Source organism: Kitasatospora sp. NPDC094019 (assembly GCF_044764505.1).
Lineage (GTDB): Bacteria > Actinomycetota > Actinomycetes > Streptomycetales > Streptomycetaceae > Kitasatospora.
In genome coordinates this window covers 405474-425822 of sequence record NZ_JBIWIF010000007.1, presented here as the reverse complement: position 1 = coordinate 425822, position 20349 = coordinate 405474, and the positions used below count along the sequence as shown (strand labels likewise).

Annotated in this window: 19 protein-coding genes; 8 read left to right on the top strand and 11 right to left on the bottom strand. The window is 73.3% G+C overall.

Features of this window, described 5'->3' with window-relative positions:
• Positions 1–58 precede the first annotated feature (58 nt).
• Positions 59–1885 carry an NAD-binding protein gene (locus ACIQ9P_RS19090; RefSeq protein ID WP_402356854.1) on the top strand — a complete coding sequence of 609 codons (1827 nt, stop codon included), beginning with the start codon at positions 59–61 and terminating at the stop codon, positions 1883–1885.
• A 130-nt stretch (positions 1886–2015) separates the two neighbouring features.
• Here ACIQ9P_RS19090 and ACIQ9P_RS19085 read toward each other — a convergent pair whose 3' ends face one another.
• The 4 genes from ACIQ9P_RS19085 to ACIQ9P_RS19070 are packed head-to-tail and all read right to left on the bottom strand — an operon-like array spanning position 2016 to position 5134.
• A complete protein-coding gene (locus ACIQ9P_RS19085) occupies positions 2016–2684 on the bottom strand; it encodes a class I SAM-dependent DNA methyltransferase (protein WP_402356852.1) in 669 nt (222 codons plus the stop codon).
• A gap of 42 nt (positions 2685–2726) precedes the next feature.
• Entirely contained in the window at positions 2727–3308 is a 582-nt protein-coding gene (locus ACIQ9P_RS19080; RefSeq protein ID WP_402356849.1) for an HD family hydrolase, read from the bottom strand.
• A gap of 48 nt (positions 3309–3356) precedes the next feature.
• A complete protein-coding gene (locus ACIQ9P_RS19075) occupies positions 3357–3884 on the bottom strand; it encodes a GNAT family N-acetyltransferase (protein ID WP_402356846.1) in 528 nt (175 codons plus the stop codon).
• Positions 3869–5134, bottom strand: a complete 1266-nt coding sequence (locus ACIQ9P_RS19070; protein ID WP_402356843.1) for a helix-turn-helix domain-containing protein — start codon at positions 5132–5134, stop codon at positions 3869–3871. The genes ACIQ9P_RS19075 and ACIQ9P_RS19070 overlap by 16 nt, the downstream gene beginning before the upstream one ends.
• A 367-nt stretch (positions 5135–5501) precedes the next feature.
• Here ACIQ9P_RS19070 and ACIQ9P_RS19065 point away from each other — a divergent pair, with 367 nt between their 5' ends.
• From ACIQ9P_RS19065 to ACIQ9P_RS19055, 3 genes are all read left to right on the top strand, one after another.
• On the top strand, positions 5502–5969 hold the full coding sequence (locus ACIQ9P_RS19065) for an ATP-binding protein (protein ID WP_402356840.1): 468 nt from the start codon (positions 5502–5504) through the stop codon (positions 5967–5969).
• Between the two features lie 380 nt (positions 5970–6349).
• Entirely contained in the window at positions 6350–6484 is a 135-nt protein-coding gene (locus ACIQ9P_RS19060; protein WP_402356837.1) for a hypothetical protein, read from the top strand.
• The gene (locus tag ACIQ9P_RS19055; protein ID WP_402356834.1) at positions 6481–7626 is read left to right on the top strand and encodes a methyltransferase domain-containing protein; all 1146 of its coding nucleotides are present in this window, start codon (positions 6481–6483) and stop codon (positions 7624–7626) included. Before ACIQ9P_RS19060 ends, ACIQ9P_RS19055 begins: the two co-directional genes overlap by 4 nt.
• 50 nt (positions 7627–7676) lie before the next feature.
• On the opposite strand, the gene ACIQ9P_RS19050 is transcribed toward ACIQ9P_RS19055, so the two are convergent.
• The 7 genes from ACIQ9P_RS19050 to ACIQ9P_RS19020 form a co-directional block, all read right to left on the bottom strand.
• Complete coding sequence (locus tag ACIQ9P_RS19050) at positions 7677–8456, bottom strand: enoyl-CoA hydratase (protein ID WP_402356831.1); 780 nt, start codon at positions 8454–8456, stop codon at positions 7677–7679.
• Between the two features lie 109 nt (positions 8457–8565).
• Positions 8566–9612, bottom strand: a complete 1047-nt coding sequence (locus ACIQ9P_RS19045; RefSeq protein ID WP_402356828.1) for an enoyl-CoA hydratase/isomerase family protein — start codon at positions 9610–9612, stop codon at positions 8566–8568.
• A 261-nt stretch (positions 9613–9873) separates the two neighbouring features.
• On the bottom strand, positions 9874–11097 hold the full coding sequence (gene fahA, locus ACIQ9P_RS19040; RefSeq protein WP_402356825.1) for a fumarylacetoacetase: 1224 nt from the start codon (positions 11095–11097) through the stop codon (positions 9874–9876).
• Entirely contained in the window at positions 11094–11999 is a 906-nt protein-coding gene (locus tag ACIQ9P_RS19035; protein ID WP_402356822.1) for a hypothetical protein, read from the bottom strand. The genes fahA and ACIQ9P_RS19035 overlap by 4 nt, the downstream gene beginning before the upstream one ends.
• Positions 11996–13195 carry a homogentisate 1,2-dioxygenase gene (locus ACIQ9P_RS19030; protein WP_402356819.1) on the bottom strand — a complete coding sequence of 400 codons (1200 nt, stop codon included), beginning with the start codon at positions 13193–13195 and terminating at the stop codon, positions 11996–11998. Before ACIQ9P_RS19030 ends, ACIQ9P_RS19035 begins: the two co-directional genes overlap by 4 nt.
• A gap of 85 nt (positions 13196–13280) precedes the next feature.
• Entirely contained in the window at positions 13281–14495 is a 1215-nt protein-coding gene (gene hppD / locus ACIQ9P_RS19025) for a 4-hydroxyphenylpyruvate dioxygenase (RefSeq protein WP_402356816.1), read from the bottom strand.
• Between the two features lie 282 nt (positions 14496–14777).
• On the bottom strand, positions 14778–16220 hold the full coding sequence (locus tag ACIQ9P_RS19020) for a phosphoribosyltransferase family protein (protein ID WP_402357050.1): 1443 nt from the start codon (positions 16218–16220) through the stop codon (positions 14778–14780).
• A 315-nt stretch (positions 16221–16535) separates the two neighbouring features.
• Between ACIQ9P_RS19020 and ACIQ9P_RS19015 the strand changes: the two genes are divergently transcribed.
• From ACIQ9P_RS19015 to ACIQ9P_RS19000, 4 genes are all read left to right on the top strand, one after another.
• On the top strand, positions 16536–17744 hold the full coding sequence (locus ACIQ9P_RS19015) for a 2-epi-5-epi-valiolone synthase (RefSeq protein WP_402356813.1): 1209 nt from the start codon (positions 16536–16538) through the stop codon (positions 17742–17744).
• Between the two features lie 192 nt (positions 17745–17936).
• Positions 17937–19169: a hypothetical protein gene (locus tag ACIQ9P_RS19010; RefSeq protein ID WP_402356810.1), complete on the top strand. Its 1233-nt coding sequence runs from the start codon at positions 17937–17939 to the stop codon at positions 19167–19169.
• Entirely contained in the window at positions 19166–19789 is a 624-nt protein-coding gene (locus ACIQ9P_RS19005) for a hypothetical protein (protein ID WP_402356807.1), read from the top strand. The genes ACIQ9P_RS19010 and ACIQ9P_RS19005 overlap by 4 nt, the downstream gene beginning before the upstream one ends.
• Complete coding sequence (locus ACIQ9P_RS19000) at positions 19786–20196, top strand: hypothetical protein (RefSeq protein WP_402356804.1); 411 nt, start codon at positions 19786–19788, stop codon at positions 20194–20196. The genes ACIQ9P_RS19005 and ACIQ9P_RS19000 overlap by 4 nt, the downstream gene beginning before the upstream one ends.
• Positions 20197–20349: the final 153 nt, after the last annotated feature.

The window sequence follows — 20349 nt, the reverse complement described above, 5'->3', positions numbered from 1 at the left end:
CCCCGGGGTTCCCCGAACGTCACCCCACCCTCACTTACCGTCGATAAGATCCGTCGATATGACTTCTGAAGGGTGGGGGACCCCTCCGGTCGAGCCGATCGGTCAGCACTACATCGTCTGCGGCGGCAACGCACTCGCCCACCGCCTGGTCCTCGAACTCGTCGAGCACTACGAAGTACCGGTCGTCGTCCTCGTCCCGGACCGCACCCGCGACCACGCGCCCCGGATCGAACAGCTGGACGGCGTCGCCGCCGTCGTCGAGTACAGCAGCGTCACCGAGGAGGCCCTGCGCGCCGTCCGGGTCGAGACCGCGCGCGGCATCGCCCTCGTCGACGGCAGCGACCAGGAGAACATCCACGCCGCGCTCTCCGCCCAGGGACACAACCCGAACATCCGCATCGTGCTGCGGATGTTCAACCAGCGGCTCGGCTCCAACATCGAACGGCTGCTCCGCAACGGCACCGCGCTCTCCGGCTCCGCCACCGCCGCCCCGGCCTTCGCCGACGCCGCGCTGTCCCGGCCCAACTCCGTCCAGGTCGGCGACCGCTTCCTGCACATCGCCTACGACGAGGACATAGCCGCCGACCGGATCTGCGTCGTCGCCGACCGCATCGACCGCCAGGACCTCGGCCGGATCCGCCTGCTGCCCGATCAGGAGGGCGACTCGGCCTCCTTCGTCCGGCTGGCCGGCGAGTTCGGCGACGGCGGGCCGATCCGCTCCGGCGCCGAGGCCCGCCGCGCCGCCGAACCCGCCCCCGTCCCCGACGAACCGTCCCCCGCCACCGGTGGCGTCGCCGCGCTCCAGACCCTGCCGCGCGAACCCGCTGTCCGGATCCCCTGGTGGCGGCGGCTGCGCTGGCGCTTCCTCGACACCCTGCGCTTCTTCACGAGCGCCCGCCTCCGGGTCGTCCTGATCACCGCCCTGGCTGCCGTGCTGTTCTCGTTCGGTCTGCTCTGGTACCTCAACGGCGACTTCGCCTGGACCTTCTACGCCTCCCTGCTGGACCTCGCCGGCGCCGCCCAGCCGGACCAGCCGGGCGCGGGGGACGGCAGCGGCACCGGCGGCACCTGGCAGCGGGTCGCCCAGGTGGTGATCACCTTCTGCGGCATCACCTTCGCACCGGTCGCCACCGCCATCATGGTCGAGGTGCTCGCCGCAGGTCGGCGCGGCCAGCACCGCAACCCGGGCGCGGGCACCCGCGACCACGTCATCGTCGTCGGCCTCGGCAACGTCGGCACCCGCGTCGTCGAGCAGCTGCACGGCCTCGGCGTGCCGCTGGTCGGCCTGGAGAGCGACCCGCAGGCCCGCGGCATCTCCGCCGTCCGCGCCCTCGGCGTCCCGGTCGTCGTCGACGACGGCCCGCTCGCTGAACAACTGCGCCGCGCCCGCCTCAAGCACAGCCGCGCGGTCGTCGCCGTCAGCGGCGACGACGCCACCAACCTGGAGGCGGCACTGGAGGCCCGCGCCGTCCGCCCCGACGTCCGGGTGGTGCTGCGCCTCTTCGACGACTCCTTCGCCAGCCACGTCTACGCCACCCTGGACAACGTCGTCTCCCGCTCCACCTCCTACCTGTCGGCCCCGGCCTTCGCCGCCGCCCTGATGGGCCGCGAAGTGCTCGGCACCCTCTCCGTGTTCCGGCACGTCCTGCTGATCGCGGAGCTGTCCGCCGACCTCGGCAGCGGCCTGATCGGCCTCAACCGCCACGACCTGGAGGACCCCGGCGGCGTAAGGGTCCTGGCAGTTCGATTGGCCCGCAGCCCTCAACTCCTCCATTGGAACTACGCCGACCGCACCCGGACCCTGGAACCGGGCGACCGCGTAGTGGTCGCCACCACCCGCAGCGGCCTCGCCCGCCTCAACACGACCCTGACAGAGAACACCTGAGCGCGGGAAGTCGGCCACGCCGACGTCCCGCGCTCGGGCGTCGGCCGTCCGAACACCCGCTGTGCCGCCGAGCCGGCGGCACAGCCGGAGAGCTGCCTGTGACTCTCCCGCCCGATACATCGCCCGCAGTTCAGGCTCCCGGAGTCCTGCCCGTAACGATCAGCGTGCCGATGTGTCCCTCGGTCGGGGCGGCGAGGATCGTTGCCTCCACCGACTCGAATCCGCTCCGTCGGAGAAGGCCGACCCACCGGCGGGGTGTGTAGGAGTAGCGGTACGTGTACAGCGCCCTCCCGGCGAAACCGCCCTTGTACATGCCCTGCGGACCGTAGGCGCCGGGGATGGCGGGTGGCTGTGAAAAGGCCAGTACGCCACCGGGGTTCAGTCGGGAGGCGAGGAGGGGGAGCAGCTTCAGCGGGTCGGTGAACCAGACCGCGCCGAACACCGAATAGACCGCGTCCCACGTCTCGTCGGTGTCCCTCAGGTAGTCCAGGACCTCGGCACAGTGGATCCGGACGCCGGACGGACCCCAGCGCTCGGAGGCTTTCCCGACCATGACCGGCGAGAGATCGATGCCGGTGACCTTCACACCCCGGTCGGCCAGCATGGCCAACGCGCGTCCGGTGCCGCACCCGATCTCCAAGGCAGTGGCCGGCGACCCGAGCAGCTCCGGCCCGGGCCCGTGGTCGGCGTACTGGGTCCAGCGGAATACGGGCCCGGTGTCGAACACGTCGTCCTTGATACCGGCGGCGCAGGTGTCCCAGAGTTCGCGCTCGGAGTCGATGTTGTGGTGCGCCGGCAATGGACCTCCCTGGAAATAGGGTTGACAGTAGGTATGGTCCAACTAGCGCGGCTTCTCCCCGAGGGCATGGCGGAGCCAGTCGAGGGAGTCGGTGGCGAGGACGGCATCGGCGAGATCGTTGGCGGTCCTCGTGGTCAGCCGAGCACGGCTGTTGTCGATCCAGCGCTGGGCGTTCGCGTAGCCCTGGGCCAGGTACTCGACGCCCTGGATCAGGCACTCCAGCTTGTCGGCATCACGGGCGCAGAGCGCTTCGGGTGATTCCTTGTCCTCGTACTCGGCGACGAGCTCCCGCACTGTTGAGGAGAGGGTCTCGGGCATACCGGCAACCTGGTCGGCAATGACCGCCTCCGGATCGGCGCCGGACGAGTACTTCTTCCCGACGTAGTTGATGTCGCCGGTCCGGGTCTCGGCGACGTCGTGCCAGGTGGCGAGGAACGCGGCCCGCGCCGGGTCCGCCCCTTCGAGCCTGGCGATGATCGACGCGAGCAGCGAGGTCCGCCAGGAGTGCTCGGCCACCGACTCGGGATCGCGGACGCCCGCCATCCACCAGCCCGTGCGCTTGGTGTGCTTGAGCGTCCCGGCCTCGAACAGGAAGCGTGCCACGGAGGACAAGTCATCAGGCATTCCTCGGAATCCTCTCCGGTGAATCGGGTGGTGTCGTTCCGCACGCTCCTACCTGAGCGTGCGGAGCATGACCGCGAAGCGGGGTGAGTCCGGGAAGGGCTGCCTGAAGCCGACCGGGGTGTAGCCCCAGGACTCGTAGAGCCGTTGCACCTTGTGGTGCCCGGGGTCGACGAGGAGTACGGCAAGGTCCTCGGGCCGGCTGTCGATCAGCGCGGACTGGAGCTGCGCCGAGATTCCCGTCCTTCGCCAGGCCGGGCGGATCATCAGCTCGGAGAAGCCGAAAGTAGCGGACCGCTGAGGAGGGACGGCGAGGAGTTCGCGCCACCACTCCCGACCGGCGGCCAGCGGGGCCCCGTAGGCGAAGCCGACCGGTTCGTCGCCGTCGTAGGCGACGACGCAGGCGAAGCCCGCCAGGCTCGTCCAGTGGTCGACGAACCACGGGAAGCGCTGCACGAACTCGTCGGTGACCAACTCGGCCGCGTAGGCGTCCGCGTGGATGTCGAGCAGCGTTCGACGGAAGCCCTCCGGGAGCGCGTCCTGCTGGTAGTGGCGTAGCTCGATCACGTTCGGCTCCATTCGCTCCGGTGGCGGTCGGCCCACTCTCTCGCAGCCCCGCTGTTCGCTGAAAGGGTCAGCAGATCCCGGTGGAAGTCACCGAGGAGGGTTCGTAGACGGCCGGGCAGCGGGGCGCCGTCCATCAGGTCGAAGACGGTGGACGCGGTTGCGGCAGCCAACTCCAGGTCACCTTGGCGAAGCTGGGCCAGGGCGAGGCGCGCGGTGATGAGGGAACGGTTCCTGCGAAACTGGTCCGGAAGCACGGCGAGTGCTTGATGGGACGCGCTCTCGGCCTGTTGGTTTTCGCCGAGCCGATCGTGGACGAGCGCGGTCAGTGCGTGGAGCTCGGCCGGCCCGTAGAACGCCATCCAGGACGGCCGGGGCTCCTGGTGAGTACGGGAGAGCGCTTCATTGGCGAGTCCGAGGGAGCGGATCGCTGCTTGACGCTCGCCGCTGTTGGAATACCCGACCGCCGCTCGAGCGTGCGCGAGCGAGGAGAACATCGGGTCACGGCGTGTGATGCCCGTGGCCCGAGCCGCTTGGGCAGCGGCGACGGCGTCGGCGTGGCGGCCTCGCTGATTGCTGAGCATGGCGATCAGGTTCCAGGCTTTGAATTGAGCAGTCGGATCCTGGGCCAGGCCGGCGAGCCGCATGCAGGTGTCGACATGCCGCTGTGCGTCGTCGAGTGCGCGGGCATCGATGCACGACCAGGATGCCATCGCGGTGAAGTCGGCGGCGGTGCTGAAGAGGCGGCGGCGCACTCGCTCGGTGGTGCTGCTTCTGCGGAGCGCGGCCAGGACCTGCTCGGCGTGCGTGAGGGCGGCCCGTTCCAGTGCGGCGTGGCCGCCTTGGTTGTCGTCGAGGGCATGGAGCGTCTCCAGGCCCGAGCGCAGCCTCAGGACGTCGGATGCGCCGAGCATGGTCCGGCTGCTGGAGGACGGGAACGCTGAGCCCGCGACGGCGGCCGGACCGGATGCGATGAAGGTTCGACGTCGCACGTCTTCCTCCGGCGGCGGAGCGGGACGCTTCGCAGCCCGCGGGGTGAAGCCGAGTTCTTCGGCCGGACAGTCGAATACTGCCTCCAGCGAAGCGCGTTGCTTCTGATGCGGCCAGGCCGTCCTGCCGCTGAGCCAGTCCCGCACCGTGCGCTGACTGCAACTGCCGTAGCGGCCGCTGACCTTCTCGATGTGCCGATTCACACGATGTGCCAGCTCGGCGTGGCTCAGGCCGAGTTCGGCCAGTCGTCGGCGAAGCGCAGCGTTGTCGCCCATGAGCGCAAAGTAGTGCCTTCACGGTATTGGGCACAGCCGGGCAGGTAAAGAGAACACCAAAACCTCCGGTGTGCTGCGAGCGCGCGGTCGGAAAACCACCCTGCCCAAACGGCTGTGATGCCCGTTGACTGGAACGCAGCCGCCAGGAAGGCCGCATTGTCGGTCGTCGGAGTGCAGGGCGGCTGACGGTGTCGGGCCTGAACTCCCTTGCAGGCCGGATGCTGTTTCCCGCCTCCCTGTCACCCCACAGGAGCCCTCAGTGCCGCACCCTGTCCGACTCCATGCGGTGGAGCCGCAATGCGTCGCTCGCAGTCCCGAGCTGCAACCCTGCCCGCAGACTCCGTACGGAGTGCCACGAGCCACGTGGGTGGTCGATCGGGCGCCTGCTGCCGTCACCGGTCTCCGGGCCAACACCGCTGATGTCCTCGGCACATGGGGGCTCGACCGGGACGGTGACCAGTCGTTCGCCGTGCTCCTCGTCCTGACTGAACTGGTGACCAATGCGAGTCGGCACGGTCGACCCCACCTCGGGCTGATCGACACTGAGATGTGGCTCGACAACGACCACGTCGTTGTCACGGTCAGGGACAGCACAACCAACGTTCCGATGATCCGCGATGCCGGCTCTGGCGACGAGTCCGGGCGTGGCCTTGGGCTGATCAGCACATATGCGGTGGCGAGCGGCTACGAGCCCCACCACGGCGGCAAGCTGGTGTGGGCCGTGATCGGTCCGCATCCGGCTCCTGAGGAAGGACCCTTCGTCGTGAGTCTGCCCCCTACTGCTGACACCCTGAGGGGACTTGAGACGACCCGTGACCGAGAATCCCGCCGTTGACCCGCGACTCCAGGGCGTCGAGGCGGGCCCGACCATGGGGACTGTCACCCGGCCGACCGCGCCGCCTCGGTCGATCGGCGGCTCCGAGGACGGATCGCCCATCGGACCGGATCCAGTGGCGTTCTGGGCCGCATGCGGGGTTTCGGTCGCTGCGGCTTTCCATCTTGTCGCTGCGGCCCTGGTGCTGATCCACCGATTCCGCTGAATCCCGTCCGTGCCGCCGAACCGGTGGCACGGACGGGCCGACGAACCCGCCTCGTCAGATCGGAAGTAGGTCTGCTGTGTTCATCACGGACCCGAAGCCGCCGAAGCCCAAGCCCCTCAACCCGCCCACGCCCCGCCCGCCCGACCGGTAGACACAGCACCACAAGGAGGAACCCATGGCCTGGGGAACCGACAAGGACAGCAACGGCAGGCACGGCGGCAAGAAGGACCCCGGCACCGCCAAGCCGTCGCCCGACGGGTCGCGGCCGCTGCCCGACCCCAAGCACCGGAAGGACGACGACAAGAAGTGACGGACTCCGTGCATCTTCCGGAGCAGGCCGCCGTGCGCGGCCTGCTCCGGGCCGTCGGCGAAGCGCTCGGTGGCCCCGTTCCCCGTGAGTGGCGGGAGGCGATCAAGGCTGTCCCGCGCCACAACTTCCTGCCGGAGCGGATCTGGCTGGCGGACGACAGCGGCGACTACGAGGCGTGTGATCTTCCTACCGCCCACGATTGCTGGTTCGGCGCCGCCTACGCCGACGTCCCAGTAGTCACCCAGGTCAACGACGGCCAGGAGTCGCCCGATCCGTGGCCGTCCTCCTCCGCCTCGACTCCCTCGGTCGTGGTGCGGATGCTGTGCGACCTCGACGTCCGGCCGGGTATGCGGGTGCTGGAGATCGGTACCGGCACCGGGTGGAACGCGGCGCTGCTGGCGCACCGGCTCGGGCCCGAGAACGTCGTCTCGGTGGAGATCGACCCCGACGTCGCCCGGCAGGCGCGGGCGTCGTTGTACGCGGCGGGTCTCGGGGCGGACGTGATCTGCGGGGACGGCGCCGACGGTTGGCGGCGCCGGGCCCCGTACGACCGGATCGTGTCGACCTGCTCGGTCCGCCGGGTGCCCCGGGCGTGGATCGAGCAGACCGCGCCCGGAGGCGTCGTCCTCACGCCGTGGGACAGCCCGATGATCTGCTGGGGACTGCTCAGGCTCACCGTCGGACTGGACCGGACGGCACAGGGCCGGTTCGGCCCGCACTCGGCGTTCATGCTGATGCGCACCCAGCGCCAGGACCTGCGCATCTTCCGCGATGTGGTGGGGGACGAGCACGTGCCCGACGAGAGCCGGACCTCCTTCGATCCCCGGCAGGTCACCGGGGATGCGTGGGAGGCCCGGTTCGCCCTGGGCCTGCGCCTCGGCGAAGTGTGGACCGCGTGGGAGGAGGACGCCGCCCGGCTCTGGGTGGCGACCACCGATGCCCGTTCCTGGGCCGCCGTCGACCCGGACGGCACGGTGCGCCAGTACGGGCCGCGTCGACTCTGGGCGGAGGTGGAGGAGGCCCACCGCTGGTGGGACCGGCAAGGCAGGCCGGGCCCCGAGCGGTTCGGGCTGACCGTCACGCCCGCAGGGCAGCAGGTCTGGTTGGACGACCCCAGCCGGACCGTTCGGAGGGGTGATTGAGCAGCAGGGGCCCCTTCGCCGGTCGACGAAGGGGCCCCCTCAGAGCCGGCTCAGCGGTGCTTGAACTCCGCCGGGCGCTTCTCGGCGAAGGCGGCCATGCCTTCCTTCTGATCCGCCGTGGCGAAGGTGGCGTGGAAGAGGCGGCGCTCGAAGCGCACGCCCTCGGCGAGGGTGGTCTCGAAGGCGCGGTTGACGCTCTCCTTCATCATGATGCTCGCCGGGGTGGACATCGCGGCGACCTTCTCGGCGGTGGCGAGGGCCTCCGCGAGCAGCTGGTCGGCCGGGACGATCCGGGACACCAGGCCGGCCCGCTCGGCCTCCTCGGCGCCCATCATCCGGCCGGTGAGGCACAGTTCCATCGCCTTGGCCTTGCCGACGGCGCGGGTGAGCCGCTGGGAGCCGCCGATGCCGGGGATGACACCGAGCTTGATCTCCGGCTGACCGAACTTCGCGGTGTCCGCCGCGAGCAGGATGTCGCACAGCATGGCCAGCTCGCAGCCGCCGCCGAGGGCGAAGCCGGCGACCGCCGCGACGACCGGCTTGCGCAGCTCGCCGAGGCGGTCCCACGGGCCGAGCCAGTCGTCCAGGTAGACGTCCGGGAAGCTGTTGCCCTGCATCTCCTTGATGTCCGCGCCCGCCGCGAAAGCCTTCTCCGAGCCGGTGATCACCAGACAGCCGATCTCCGGGTCACGGTCGAACGCGGTGGCGGCGGCCACGACCTCGTTCATCAGCGTGGTGTTGAGCGCGTTCAGCGCCTCCGGCCGGTTGAGCGTGATCAGTCCGACCCGGCCCTTGCGGTCCACCAGGATCGTTTCGTAGGTCTCGGTCATCGCCGTTGACTCCCATTCCGCTGCTCGGCCCCTCTCGGGGCGCGCCAGGACCGTCCAACGATCTCCGAAACGGGCCTCCTCGCGCCAGTCTCGATCCGCGAGACGGTCGTCACCCGTCCATCCGGTCCAGCCGCAGGTCACCGTCCGCCGGGGGCTCGAAGAACGCGGCCACCGCCCGCTCGTCGACCCCGGCGAGCGTCGCCGGTGACCAGCGCGGGTTGCGGTCCTTGTCGACCACCTGCGCCCGGATGCCCTCGACCAGGTCGTGGTGCGCGACCGCCGCGCACGAAACCCGGTACTCCTGCTCCAGGCTCTCCGCGAGCGAACCGTGCGACCGGGCCCGCCGCAGCGCGCTCAGCGTCACCTTCAGCATCGTCGGCGAGCGCTCGGCGAGTTCCTCGGCGGCCTGCTTGGCCTCCGGCACGCCACTGGCCCGGAGCCGGGCGACGATCTCCTCCACACTGTCGGCCGCGTAGCAGGCGTCGATCCACTCCCGCTGCTCGGCGAGCGGCGCGGCCGGCGTCGGCTCCGCGTACCGGGCGACGACCTCCGCCACCGGCCCGCCGCCGAGGCCGGCCAGCAGCTCCGGCAGCGCCGCCGAGGGCACGTAGTGGTCGGCGAACCCGCAGAGCAGCGCGTCGCCGGGTGTCATCGAGGCGGCGCTCAGCCCCAGGTGGGTGCCCAGCTCGCCGGGCGCCCGGGACAGCAGCCGGCTGCCGCCGACGTCCGGCACCAGGCCGATCCGGGTCTCCGGCAGGGCGACCACGGAACGCTCGGTGACGATCCGCACCGAGCCGTGGGCGGAGACGCCGACGCCGCCGCCCATGGTGATGCCGTCCATCACGGCCACGTACGGCTTCGGGTAGCGGGAGATCAGCTCGTTCAGCCGGTACTCGTCGCGGAGGAACGCGCGCGTGCCCGCCCCGCCGAGCTTGGCGTCGTCGTGGAACGCCCGGATGTCGCCGCCCGCGCACAGGCCGCGTTCCCCGGCGCCGGTCAGCACCACGACCCGCACCGCGTCGTCCCCGGCGAACGTGTCCAGCGCGGCCCGCACGTCCAGCACCATGCCGTGCGTCAACGAGTTGAGCGCCCGGGGCCGGTCGAGCACGATCCGCCCCACCCCGCCGTCCCGTCGGACCAGCACCTCGTCGCCCATCGTCCCCACTCCCGTCCGTCGGTCGGCCGGCCCGTGCGGCCAAGATCCTTGCTGCCACCGTACCTTCGGGCCCGGGCCGTTCGGCAAGCACGGCGGGTGGGGCGAGTACGGCGGGTGGGGCGGGTACGCCGGGGCGGTACGGCGGTACGGCGGGACGTGAGAACGCGGAGGGCGGCACCGGCGTGACCGGTGCCGCCCTCCGTGCTGCGGGTACCGCGGGTGGTGCCGCGACGGGGACCCGGGTGGGGGGTCCCCGCCGGGTCAGGGGGTGATGCGGCCGGTGACCTCGCCGAAGCCGATGACGGTGCCCGCCGGGCCGGGGGCGGTCGCGGTGATGGTCACCTCGTCGCCGTCCTCCAGGAAGGTGCGGGTGGAGCCGTCCGGAAGCTTGACCGGGTTCTCGCCGTTCCAGGTGAGCTCGATCAGGGCGCCGCGGGTCTCCGGCTCCGGTCCGCTGACGGTGCCGGAGGCGAACAGGTCGCCGGTGCGCAGCGAGGCGCCGTTGACCGTCATGTGGGCGAGCTGTTGGGCAGCCGTCCAATACATCGAGGCGAACGGCGGGCGGGAGATCGGGTGGCCGTTCAGCCGGACCTCCAGGGCGAGGTCCAGGCCCCAGGGCTCGTCGCCCGCGCGGTCGTCGAGGTAGGGGAGCGGTTCGACGTCGCGGGCCGGCGGGGCGACCCGGGCGTGCTCCAGGGCGTCCAGCGGCACGATCCACGGCGAGACGGAGGTGGCGAAGGACTTGCCGAGGAACGGGCCGAGCGGTACGTACTCCCACGCCTGGATGTCCCGCGCGGACCAGTCGTTGAGCAGGCAGACGCCGAAGACGTGCTCGCGGAAGCCGTCCAGGGCGACCGGCTCGCCCATCGTCGAGGGCGCGCCGACGACGAAGCCGACCTCGGCCTCGATGTCCAGTCGGCGGGACGGCCCGAAGGACGGGACGGCGTCGGCCGGCGCCTTGCGCTGCCCCTGCGGGCGGCGCACCGGGGTGCCGGACACCACCACGGTGCCGGAGCGGCCGTGGTAACCGATCGGCAGGTGCTTCCAGTTGGGCGTCAGCGGTTCCGAGTCGGGGCGGAAGATCTTCCCCAGGTTGGTGGCGTGGTGCTCGGAGGCGAAGAAGTCGACGTAGTCGGCCACCTCGAACGGCAGGTGCAGCGCCACCTCGGCGAGCGGCAGCAGCAGCGGGGTGAGCGCGTCCCGGTGGGCCTCGTCGGTCAGCCAGCGGGTCAGCGCGGCGCGGACCTCGGTCCACACCGGGCGGCCGGCCGCCAGCAGGGGGTTGAGCGAGTCCGCGTCGAGCAGGACCGAGGGCTCCCCGGTGGCCCGGGCGGCGGCGCCCGCGTCGAGGACGAAGTCGCCGATCCGGACGCCGATCCGCCGCGTGCCCGGCCGGTCGGCCGCGGTGAAGACGCCGTACGGCAGGTTGTGCACGCCGAACGGCGAGTCGTTCGCGGGCGCGAGCCAGCTGCGGGGGGTGGTCAACGGTCCTCCTGGGGCGTCAGGGTGGGCGACAGCAGGCCGAGGGCGGCCAGGTCGTCCAGGGGCTCGGCGATGCTACAGGTGCCGAACGCGGTGAACGAGTTGCGGATCACCGTCACCTGATGGTCGGTCAGGGTGCGAACGGCCTCGGCGAGCACCGGGCCGGAGCGCTCGGCCAGGATGTCGGCCGCCGCCTTCGGGTCGGTCTCCGCCGCCGCCAGCAGGACGTTCAGGAACCCGTGGTGCTCGAAGCCGGTCACCGGGTCGGTGTGCCGGACGGCGTGGTGCAGCCCGGCGGTGCACTTGTACGGCAGGCCGCGCTGCGCGCACCCGGTGAGGAAGCCGGCCAGCTCGGCCTCGTCCGGGAAGGCGCCGGCGACCACGCCGCCGGTGCGGAACTTGGCCCGGTACGGGCTGTCGACCAGGACGTCGAGGACCTCCTCCAGCCCGTCGCCCCGCAGCAGTTCGCGCGGCAGTTCGACGGCGGCGGGCACGTCCGGCGGCAGCAGCAGATCGAGTGCGGCGACGGCCTCGGCGGCGTCCCGGGTGGCCAGTTCGACGCCGGCCACCAGGAACGGGGCGGCGGCGGTGAGGGCCGGGCCGAGCTCGGAGCTGCCCCCCGGCAGCACCAGCCCGACCCGGAGCCGGTGGGCGGTGCCGTCGGCGGCGCCCGCCGAGGTGCCCGTCGTCGCGCCCGCCGCGGCGGCCAGCTCGCCCAGCCGGCCCGCCCCGCAGAGGAGCGGGCCGACGGCGTCGGCGTACGGGGCGGCGCGGTGCGCGCGGTGCGCGGGCACCGCATCGGCGACGGGCAGGTTCCCGGGCGGGAACACCGCCGCGTCGTCGAACAGCCCCTGGAACAGCGGCGGAACGGTGGCCGCCCCGGCGGCGGAGGCGGTGCCGCTCACGACTGCGGCCCCCGACCGGCCCAGGTCCAGGCGTAGTTCGGGTCCTCGGTCGCCCGGCCGCCCTCGCCGAGCTCCAGCGGGCGGAAGGTGTCCACCATCACCGCGAGCTCGTCGAAGAACTCGGCGCCGATCGACCGCTCGTACGCGCCCGGCTGCGGGCCGTGGGTGTGCCCGCCCGGGTGCAGCGAGATCGAACCCTGGGCGATGCCCGAGCCCTTGCGCGCCGCGTAGTCGCCGCCGCAGTAGAACATCACCTCGTCGCTGTCCACATTGGAGTGGTAGTAGGGCACCGGGATCGACAGCGGGTGGTAGTCCACCTTGCGGGGAACGAAGTTGCAGATCACGAACCCGTTGCCCTCGAACACCTGGTGGGCCGGCGGCGGCTGGTGGATCCGGCCGGTGATGGGCTCGTAGTCACTGATGTTGAACGCGTACGGGTACAGGCAGCCGTCCCAGCCGACCACGTCGAAAGGGTGGTGCGGCACGGTGTACCGGGTGCCCGCGATGCCGTTCGGGCCGCGGTGCTTGACCAGGACGTCGACGTCCGTGCCGTCCACCAGCAGCGGGCCGGACGGGCCGCGCAGGTCCCGCTCGCAGTACGGCGCGTGCTCCAGCAGCTGCCCGTACTTGGAGAGGAAGCGCTTGACCGGGGTGATGTGGCTGTTCGCCTCGATGCAGTAGGCGCGCAGCGGCTCGTCGCCGGTCGGCACCCAGCGGTGGGTGGTCGCCCGGGGGATGATCACGTAGTCGCCCCGGCCGACCTCCAGCGTGCCGAAGACCGTCTCCAGGGTGCCGGAGCCGGACTCCACGTACACGCACTCGTCGCCGAGCCCGTTGCGGTACAGCTCGCTCGGCGCCCCGGCGGCGACGTACGAGATCCGCACGTCACCGTTGCCGAGGACGAGCCGCCGGCTGCCGACGACGTCGGCGGACTTCCACTCCTGGCCCGCGAACAGCTCGTGCAGCTTGAGGTGCCGGGGGAGCAGGGGGTGGTTGGCGACCGTCGACTGGTCGGGCAGCTCCCACGGCACCGCGTTCACCACGGCCGACGGGATGCCCCGGTGGTAGAGCAGCGAGGAGTCCGAGGAGAACCCCTCCTCGCCCATCAACTCCTCGTAGTACAGTCCGCCTTCGGGCGTGCGGTGCTGCGTGTGCCGCTTGGGCGGGATGCTGCCCAGCTGCCGGTAGTGCGCCATCGTCCCTGCTCCTCCCGGACCCTCCGGGGCCCAGACCTTCGTACGGCTCCAGCGGTGGCCGGCCGCCCGCGGGGGCGGGCCGGTCTCAGAGGTTGCCGCGGGCGTCCTGCTCGCGCTCGATGGCCTCGAAGAGCGCCTTGAAGTTGCCCTTCCCGAAGCCCAGCGAACCATGCCGCTCGATGAACTCGTAGAAGACGGTCGGGCGGTCGCCGATGGGCTTGGTGAAGATCTGCAGCAGGTAGCCGTCCTCGTCGCGGTCGACCAGGATGCCGCGGCTCTTCAGCTCCTCGATCGGCACCCGGACGTGGCCGATCCGCTCGCGCAGCTCGGGGTCGTCGTAGTACGAGTCGGGGGTGTTGAGGAACTCGACGCCGCGCGAGCGCAGCACGTCGACGGTGGTGAGGATGTCGTTGGTGGCCAGGGCCATGTGCTGGCAGCCGGGGCCGGTGTAGAACTCCAGGTACTCGTCGATCTGCGACTTCTTCTTGGCGATGGCCGGCTCGTTGAGCGGGAACTTCACCCGGTGGTTGCCGCTGGCGACGACCTTGGACATCAGCGCGGAGTAGTCGGTGGCGATGTCGTCGCCCACGAACTCGGCCATGTTCACGAAGCCCATGACCTTGTTGTAGAAGGTGACCCACTCGTCCATCTTGCCGAGCTCGACGTTGCCGACCGCGTGGTCCAGGGCCTGGAACAGGCGGCGCGGGGAGCCCTCGGGGTGCTTGACCCGGCTCTCGGCGGCGATGTAGCCCGGGAGGTAGGGGCCGGTGTAGCGGGAGCGGTCGACCAGGGTGTGGCGGGTCTCGCCGTAGGTCGCGATCGCGGCGCGGCGGACGGTGCCGTGCTCGTCGGAGACGTCGTTCGGCTCCTCCAGGACGGTGGCGCCCTGGGCGCGGGCGTGCGCGATGCACTTGTCCACGTCCGGCACCTCCATCGCCAGGTCGACGACGCCGTCGCCGTGGCGGCGGTGGTGGTCCAGCAGCGGGCTGTCCGGGGCGACGCCGCCCTTGATCACGAAGCGGCAGGAGCCGGAGCGCAGCACGTATGCCTTGCGGTCGCGGCGGCCGGTCTCGGGGCCGGAGTAGGCGACCAGCTCCATGCCGAAGACGACCTGGTAGAACTGGGCCGTCTGGGTGGCGTTGCCGACCACGAACACGACGGCGTCCTGCGCGGTGACCGGGAACGGGTCGGTGGCGGGGTCGTGCTCGACGAGGCCGACGAGGCGGCGCAGCTGCTCGGCGTCGAGACCGGCCTCGCGCTCCTCGGGGGTCAGCTCAAGGGCGTGGGACTGCGGGGTCATCGGTCGTTCCTCCACATTGAGCCTCGGCGTTGAGGCATCCGCTGGTGGCGACCGCGCCGCTGGGGGTGGGCAAGGCGGTGCGGGCGGTTGTGCCGAGAGCTTGCTCCAGTCGGGGTGGTTGGGCAACAGGTCGGGTTTTCACTGTTCAATGTGTACAAGGTGATCAGGAAATCGCCGATCGGGCTGTGCAGAATGCCCGGTGGATCGGCGGGGTTTCACGGGTTCTGCGTACCGGCCGTCCGCAGGTCGTCGACGGGCCGTGTCCTCCGTCGGGGCCGGTGTTCAGAGCGGTCCGGCTCCCAGTCCCGGGCCCGCGCCGGAACGGTCGCGGAACCAGTCCCGGGCCAGCTCGGCGACCCGGTCCAGCGTGCCGGGCTCCTCGAAGAGATGGCCGGCCCGCGGGACCACCGCGAGTTCACTCTCGCAGCGCAGGTGCTCGCGCGCCCGCCGGTTCAGGTCGGCCACCTCCGGGTCCCGGCCGCCGACGATCAGCAGGGTCGGCGCGGTCACGGCGGCCAGGACCCGGGCCCCGGCGAGGTCCGGCCGCCCGCCCCGGGAGACCACCGCGGCCACTCCGTCGCCGAGCCGGGCGGCGGTCCACAGCGCGGCGGCGGCGCCGGTGCTCGCGCCGAACAGGCCGAGGGGGAGGGGAGGCCCCGGGAGCGGTCCGCTCCCGGCTTCCACGGGTGGTCCGTTCCCGGAGTCCACGGGCGGTCCGCCTCCGGTCCCCGCGGCCAGGGCCCGGGCGACGTCGGTGAGCCGGGCACCGAGCAGGGCGACGTCGAAGACCTTCCTCCGGTCCGACTCCTCGTCCTCGGTGAGCAGGTCGAACAGGAACGTGGCCAGCCCGGCGCGGTTCAGCTCCTCGGCCACCCGGAGGTTGCGCGGGCTGTGCCGACCGCTGCCGCTGCCGTGGGCGAACACCACGAGGCCGCGGGCGCCGCCGGGGACGGTCAGCCGGCCGGTCAGGCGGACGCCGGCGGCGGGGACGGTCAGCTCGCGGTCGGCGGCGGTAGGCCCGGTCGCGGCCGCCACCGCGGCTCCGGCTCCGCTCGCGCCGCTGGTTCCGGCTCCGGCCCCGGTCCCGCCGGTGGCTCCGGCCCCGCCGAGGTGGCGCAGCACCTCGGCGTCCCCGGTCTGCGCGAAGTCGGCGTAGAACTCGCCGATCGCGAAGAACGGTGCGGGGGTCGCGACGCAGACCAGCTCGTCCGCGACGTCGCCGAGCCGCTCCGTCCATTCCTCCGGCGCCACCGGCACGGCGAGCACCACCCGCCGGGCTCCGCGCGCCCGCGCGATCAGGCAGGCGGCCCGCGCGGTCGAACCGGTGGCCACACCGTCGTCGACCACGACCACCGTTCGCCCGCGCAGGTCGACCGGCGACCGGTCGCCCCGGTAGCGGCGGGCCCGCCGCTCCAGCTCCGTCCGTTCGCGCGCCTCCACGGCGGCCAACTGCCCCGGGGTGACCCGCGCGAGCCGCAGCACCTCCTGATTGAGCACCCGCACCCCGTCCTCGCCGATCGCGCCCGCCCCCAGCTCCGGCTGCTCGGGGACGCCCAGCTTGCGGATGACGCAGATGTCCAGCGGCGCGGCGAGCGCGGCGGCGACCTCGGCGGCCACCGGCACCCCACCGCGCGGCAGGGCGACCACCACCGTGTCCGGGCCGCGCAGGTGGGCGAGCCGGGCGGCCAGTCGGCGGCCGGCGTCGGCGCGGTCGGTGAAACGGATGCGGGTGGCGGGCATGGGTGCGGCCTCTCCGTTCCACCGTACGTCGCCGGGGTGGCGGGGCGGACTCCCGGTGGTCCGGCGGACTCCCGGTGTCCGGCGCCCGGCCCGGGCGCGGTCCCGCGCGGGGTCGGGACCGGGATGGGGCCGTCCACCCGTGCATCCGGGACGGCGGGCGCCGCACCGTGGGAACAGCGGCCCGGCGGGTCGATCCCTCACCCGCCGGCCCGTCCCCCCGCCCGCGGTCCGCGTCCGCCCGCGGTCCGCGTCCGTCCGCGTCCCCCGGCGCCGTCCCGTCCCGCTCGAAGGAGCCGACCCGTGAACGTCCCCCGATCCCAGGACCGCCCCGCCCCCGCGGTGCCTCCTCCCGCCCCGGCCGCCGACCCCGCCCGCCCGGGGGTCCGCTTCGTGCCCGGCCTGCTGGATCCGGGCAGCCCGGTGCTGGCCCGGGCCGGTGGCCCGCCCGGCCGCCGGCTCGTCGTCGTCGACGCCCGGGTGCACGAGCTGCACGGCCACCGGCTCCGGCACTACCTGGACGCCCGGGGTGTCGAGCGCGAGACGCTGGTGCTGCCGGTCCACGAGCAGGTGAAGACCATGGACGCGGTGTTCCAGGTCGCCGACCGGATGGATTCCTTCGGGATCCCGCGCCTCGGCGCGCCGGTGCTCGCGGTCGGCGGCGGCGCGCTCGCCGAGGTGGTCGGGCTCGCCTGCGGCCTCTACCGCCGGTCCACGCCGTTCGTGCGGGTCCCCACCACCCTGCACGGGCTGGTCGCCCACCGCCCCGGGGTCGAGACCCTGGTCGACCCGGCCTTCCTGGTCACCCTGGGGCGCCGACAGGTGGCCAGCGGTCTCGCCGAGATCCTCAAGGTCGCGCTGATCGCGGACGCGGAGCTGTTCGGGCTGCTGGAACGGCGCGGCCGGGACCTGCTCGACACCCGCTTCCAGGCCGCCGGCATCGGCACCGCGGTGCTCGCGCGCGTCGTCGACGGGAAGGGCTTCGACGGGAGCGTCGTCGACGGCGCGCGCGTCGAGATCCTTCCCCGGGCCGGGGAGGAGGGCTCGGAGCGTCCGCCGCACTACGGGCACACGTTCAGCCCGACGGTGGAGACGCGCGCCCTGCCGGAGCTGCTGCACGGCGAGGCGGTCTGCGTCGACATGGCGCTGACCACGGCGGTCGCCCGCGGACGTGGTCTGGTCGACGGGGAGCAGGCCGAACGGATCCTCCGGCTGATGCGGCGGCTCGAACTGCCGGTCTGGCACCCGCTGCTGGAGTCGATCGCGCTCGGCGAGGAGGTCGCCGACACCGTGGGCCGACGGGTCGGCCGGCGACGGCTGCCGCTGCCGTCCGGGATCGGCGCCGGAGTGCTCGTCGACGACCTGGGCGGCCGCGAACTCGTCGGCGCGGCGGGGTGGTTGCGTGCCTGGTCGGCGGTGACGGCCGCCGCGGCCGCGCTCCCGGCGACCCTTCCGGCCGACCGGCGTCGGCCGGAGCCGGCGGCGGGGTGCGTGCCGTCGGCCGACGGCTGACCGCTTCCGCCCCTGCCGCGAGCCCGCATGCCCGCACACCCGAAGCCCGCATGCCCGCAAGTCGCACGTCCCTGGGTCGAACGCCCCGGGCGTCCCGCCCGGCGGGCGGGGCACGGAGGGGCCTCGGGCCCCAGGCATCCGGGTCGGCGGGCGCGACACGCTGGGCCTCCGACCCGAACGGGAGAAGGTCCCATGCGCCGCAGCGCCCGGTTGGACCGGCGGATCCAGGCCGGTGCCGCGCACCTCACCCTCGCGGTTCGCGACGACGACCGCTCCTGGGGCGAACTGGGCACGCGGTTGGCCGAGTTCGAGACCCGCCGGTTCGTCCTCGTCACCGACGGCACCGCGCCCCGGGAGCAACTGGCCCGCGTCCGCGCGCTCGCCGGGGCCCGGGCGCCCACCGTCCTGCGTGATCTCCGGGCCGAGCCGTTCGCCGCCGCCGACGGCCGGTCGGACGCGGACGCCCGCCCCGACGGCACGGTGGTCGCGGTCGGCGGCGAACGCGCCTGCGCGGTCCTGGCCGCCGTCGTCAGGGTGCCGACCGACCTCGCCGCCGCCTGCGGTCCCGCCCTCGGCCTGCGCGGTCCGGTCCCGGCCGCCCTGGCCTGGGTGCGGTCGGACCTGCGCGCCGCCCGCCCCGCCGCGTGGACCCGGGCCGGGCTCGTCGCCGTCGTCCGGCACGTGCTCGCCGTCTGCCCGGTCCACTACCCGGCGCTCCCGGACCTGCTCACGCCCGGGGCCCGCCACGACGCCCGCACCCTGACGGCGCTGCTCGCCCTGTGCGCCGACGCCCGGTCCGCCCTGATCTGCTTCGACCCGGACGAGACCGGCCCCGCGCTCGCCCTCGGCTACGGCCGGAGCCTCGCCGCCGCCGTGCGGGCGGCCCTCGGCCCCGCCCTCGCTCCCGGCGACGCCGACGCCCTCGGCCTGCTGCTCACCGCCGCGGTGGCGGACCGGCTCGGCCTGGCCGACCGCCCGACCGGCCGGGCCCACCGGGAACTGCTCGCGCGGAACGGCTCCGCGACCGCCCTGCCGTCCGGGTCGGACCTCGGCCGGCTCGCCGTCGCGGCCGTCGCCGCCGCCCGGCCCGGGCTGCTGCTGCTCGCCGGCCTGGGGCGCCCGTACTGCGCCGACGGGCGGCTGCTGACCCCGGTGGACGGCGCGGTACTGCGCTCCGCCGTCGACTGGGCGGCGGCCCGGGCCGACCGGGTCACCGTTCCGCGCAGCCGGGCGGCGGTGCCGGACCACCGGGCCGCCGGGACCGGCCCGACCACATCTTCGGACCGGGGGGACGGACGCCCGGGCGCCGTACGGGAACAGGACGGGACCGGGTCCCCGTGCGGCCGGGACGGCAGGCGCCGCACGGTGGAGAACAGAAGCGGCCCAGCAGGGACCGCGGCACAGCAGAAGGAGTTCCCGTCATGACGGGCACCGTCATCACCGACCTCCGCCGACGCGGCGCCGTCGACCCCACCCGGGTGCTGACCGGACCGCTCCGCGCCGTCGGACTGCAGTGGCTCGATCCGGGCCGCAGCGTCGAGGTCGCCGCCGAGGGCGTCGAGCGCGCCCTCTACATCACGGCCGGCTCGGGCACCGCCACGGTGCCGGAGCAGGACGGGACCGGCGCGTCGACGGTCGCCGACTCCGGACTCCCGCTGGTCGAGGGCACCGCCCTGACCCTGCCGCTCGGCGCGCGCACCGTGCTCAGGGCCGGTACGGCCGGGCTGGAGTACTTCCACGCGGTCCTCGCCGTCACCGGCCGTCCGGGCGGTGCCACCGCCCACCCGACCGCCGAGCGGCCCGGCACCGACTGCCCCGCCACCGACTGCCCCGCCACCGACCGCCCCCTCGCCGACCGTCCCGGCACCGAACAGCCCGGCACCGAACACCCGAGCGCGGACCCCCCGGCGCCCCGGCGTCCCCCGACCGGCCGCCCGTCCACGGACCACCCGTTCACGGACCGCCCGTCCGCGAACGGTCGCGCCGCCGAGACCCCCGACCGCCCCGAGACCCCTCCGAGCCCGAAGGGAGGCGAAGCACGGTGATCGTCACCACCGCCACCGCCTCGGCCACCGTCATCCTCGGCCCGAACGGCGAACGGGTCCGCCTCCGCTGCCTGGCACGCCGGTCCATGCTCGCCAGCGCCTGCGAGACCTTCGACCACCTGCGGCTCGGCCCCGGCGCGCACCACGCGCTGCCGGGACGGTCCGACGGTGAGACCGTCCTCTTCGTGGTGCGCGGCTCGCTGCTCGTCGGTCGGACCGCCGACGAGCCGGACCACCTGGCCGTCGACGGCGATCTGCTGCTGGCACCCCGGGGGCTTCCGCTGCGACTGGAGGCCGGCCCGCTCGGCGCCGAGGTGCTCTGCCTCGCGTTGGACGCCCCGCGCCGCACCACCGCGACCAGGGACTCCCTGGCCCGGCGCCGCGCCGAACGGCGCAGCAGGCCCTGATCCGCCACGACCCGTCCGGCCCCGGCCTGCCCCACCGTCGCCGAGCCGCCCGGCCCCCGCCACCCCGGCGGGGGCCGGGCGGTTCCGGCCGTGGGACCGGAACAGGACGGCAGGCCCATGTGCCCGGGGCGCGCCGCCGACCAGAGTGGAGGG

Coding starts and splice junctions, on each gene's coding strand:
- ACIQ9P_RS19075 (WP_402356846.1), bottom strand. CDS start 3,884: ATGGAGCCGAACGTGATCGAGCTACGCCACTACCAGCAGGACGCGCTC.
- ACIQ9P_RS19080 (WP_402356849.1), bottom strand. CDS start 3,308: ATGCCTGATGACTTGTCCTCCGTGGCACGCTTCCTGTTCGAGGCCGGG.
- ACIQ9P_RS19030 (WP_402356819.1), bottom strand. CDS start 13,195: ATGGCGCACTACCGGCAGCTGGGCAGCATCCCGCCCAAGCGGCACACG.
- hppD (WP_402356816.1), bottom strand. CDS start 14,495: ATGACCCCGCAGTCCCACGCCCTTGAGCTGACCCCCGAGGAGCGCGAG.
- ACIQ9P_RS19045 (WP_402356828.1), bottom strand. CDS start 9,612: ATGGGCGACGAGGTGCTGGTCCGACGGGACGGCGGGGTGGGGCGGATC.
- ACIQ9P_RS19070 (WP_402356843.1), bottom strand. CDS start 5,134: ATGGGCGACAACGCTGCGCTTCGCCGACGACTGGCCGAACTCGGCCTG.
- ACIQ9P_RS19050 (WP_402356831.1), bottom strand. CDS start 8,456: ATGACCGAGACCTACGAAACGATCCTGGTGGACCGCAAGGGCCGGGTC.
- ACIQ9P_RS19010 (WP_402356810.1), top strand. CDS start 17,937: ATGCGCCGCAGCGCCCGGTTGGACCGGCGGATCCAGGCCGGTGCCGCG.
- ACIQ9P_RS19090 (WP_402356854.1), top strand. CDS start 59: ATGACTTCTGAAGGGTGGGGGACCCCTCCGGTCGAGCCGATCGGTCAG.
- ACIQ9P_RS19005 (WP_402356807.1), top strand. CDS start 19,166: ATGACGGGCACCGTCATCACCGACCTCCGCCGACGCGGCGCCGTCGAC.
- ACIQ9P_RS19060 (WP_402356837.1), top strand. CDS start 6,350: ATGGCCTGGGGAACCGACAAGGACAGCAACGGCAGGCACGGCGGCAAG.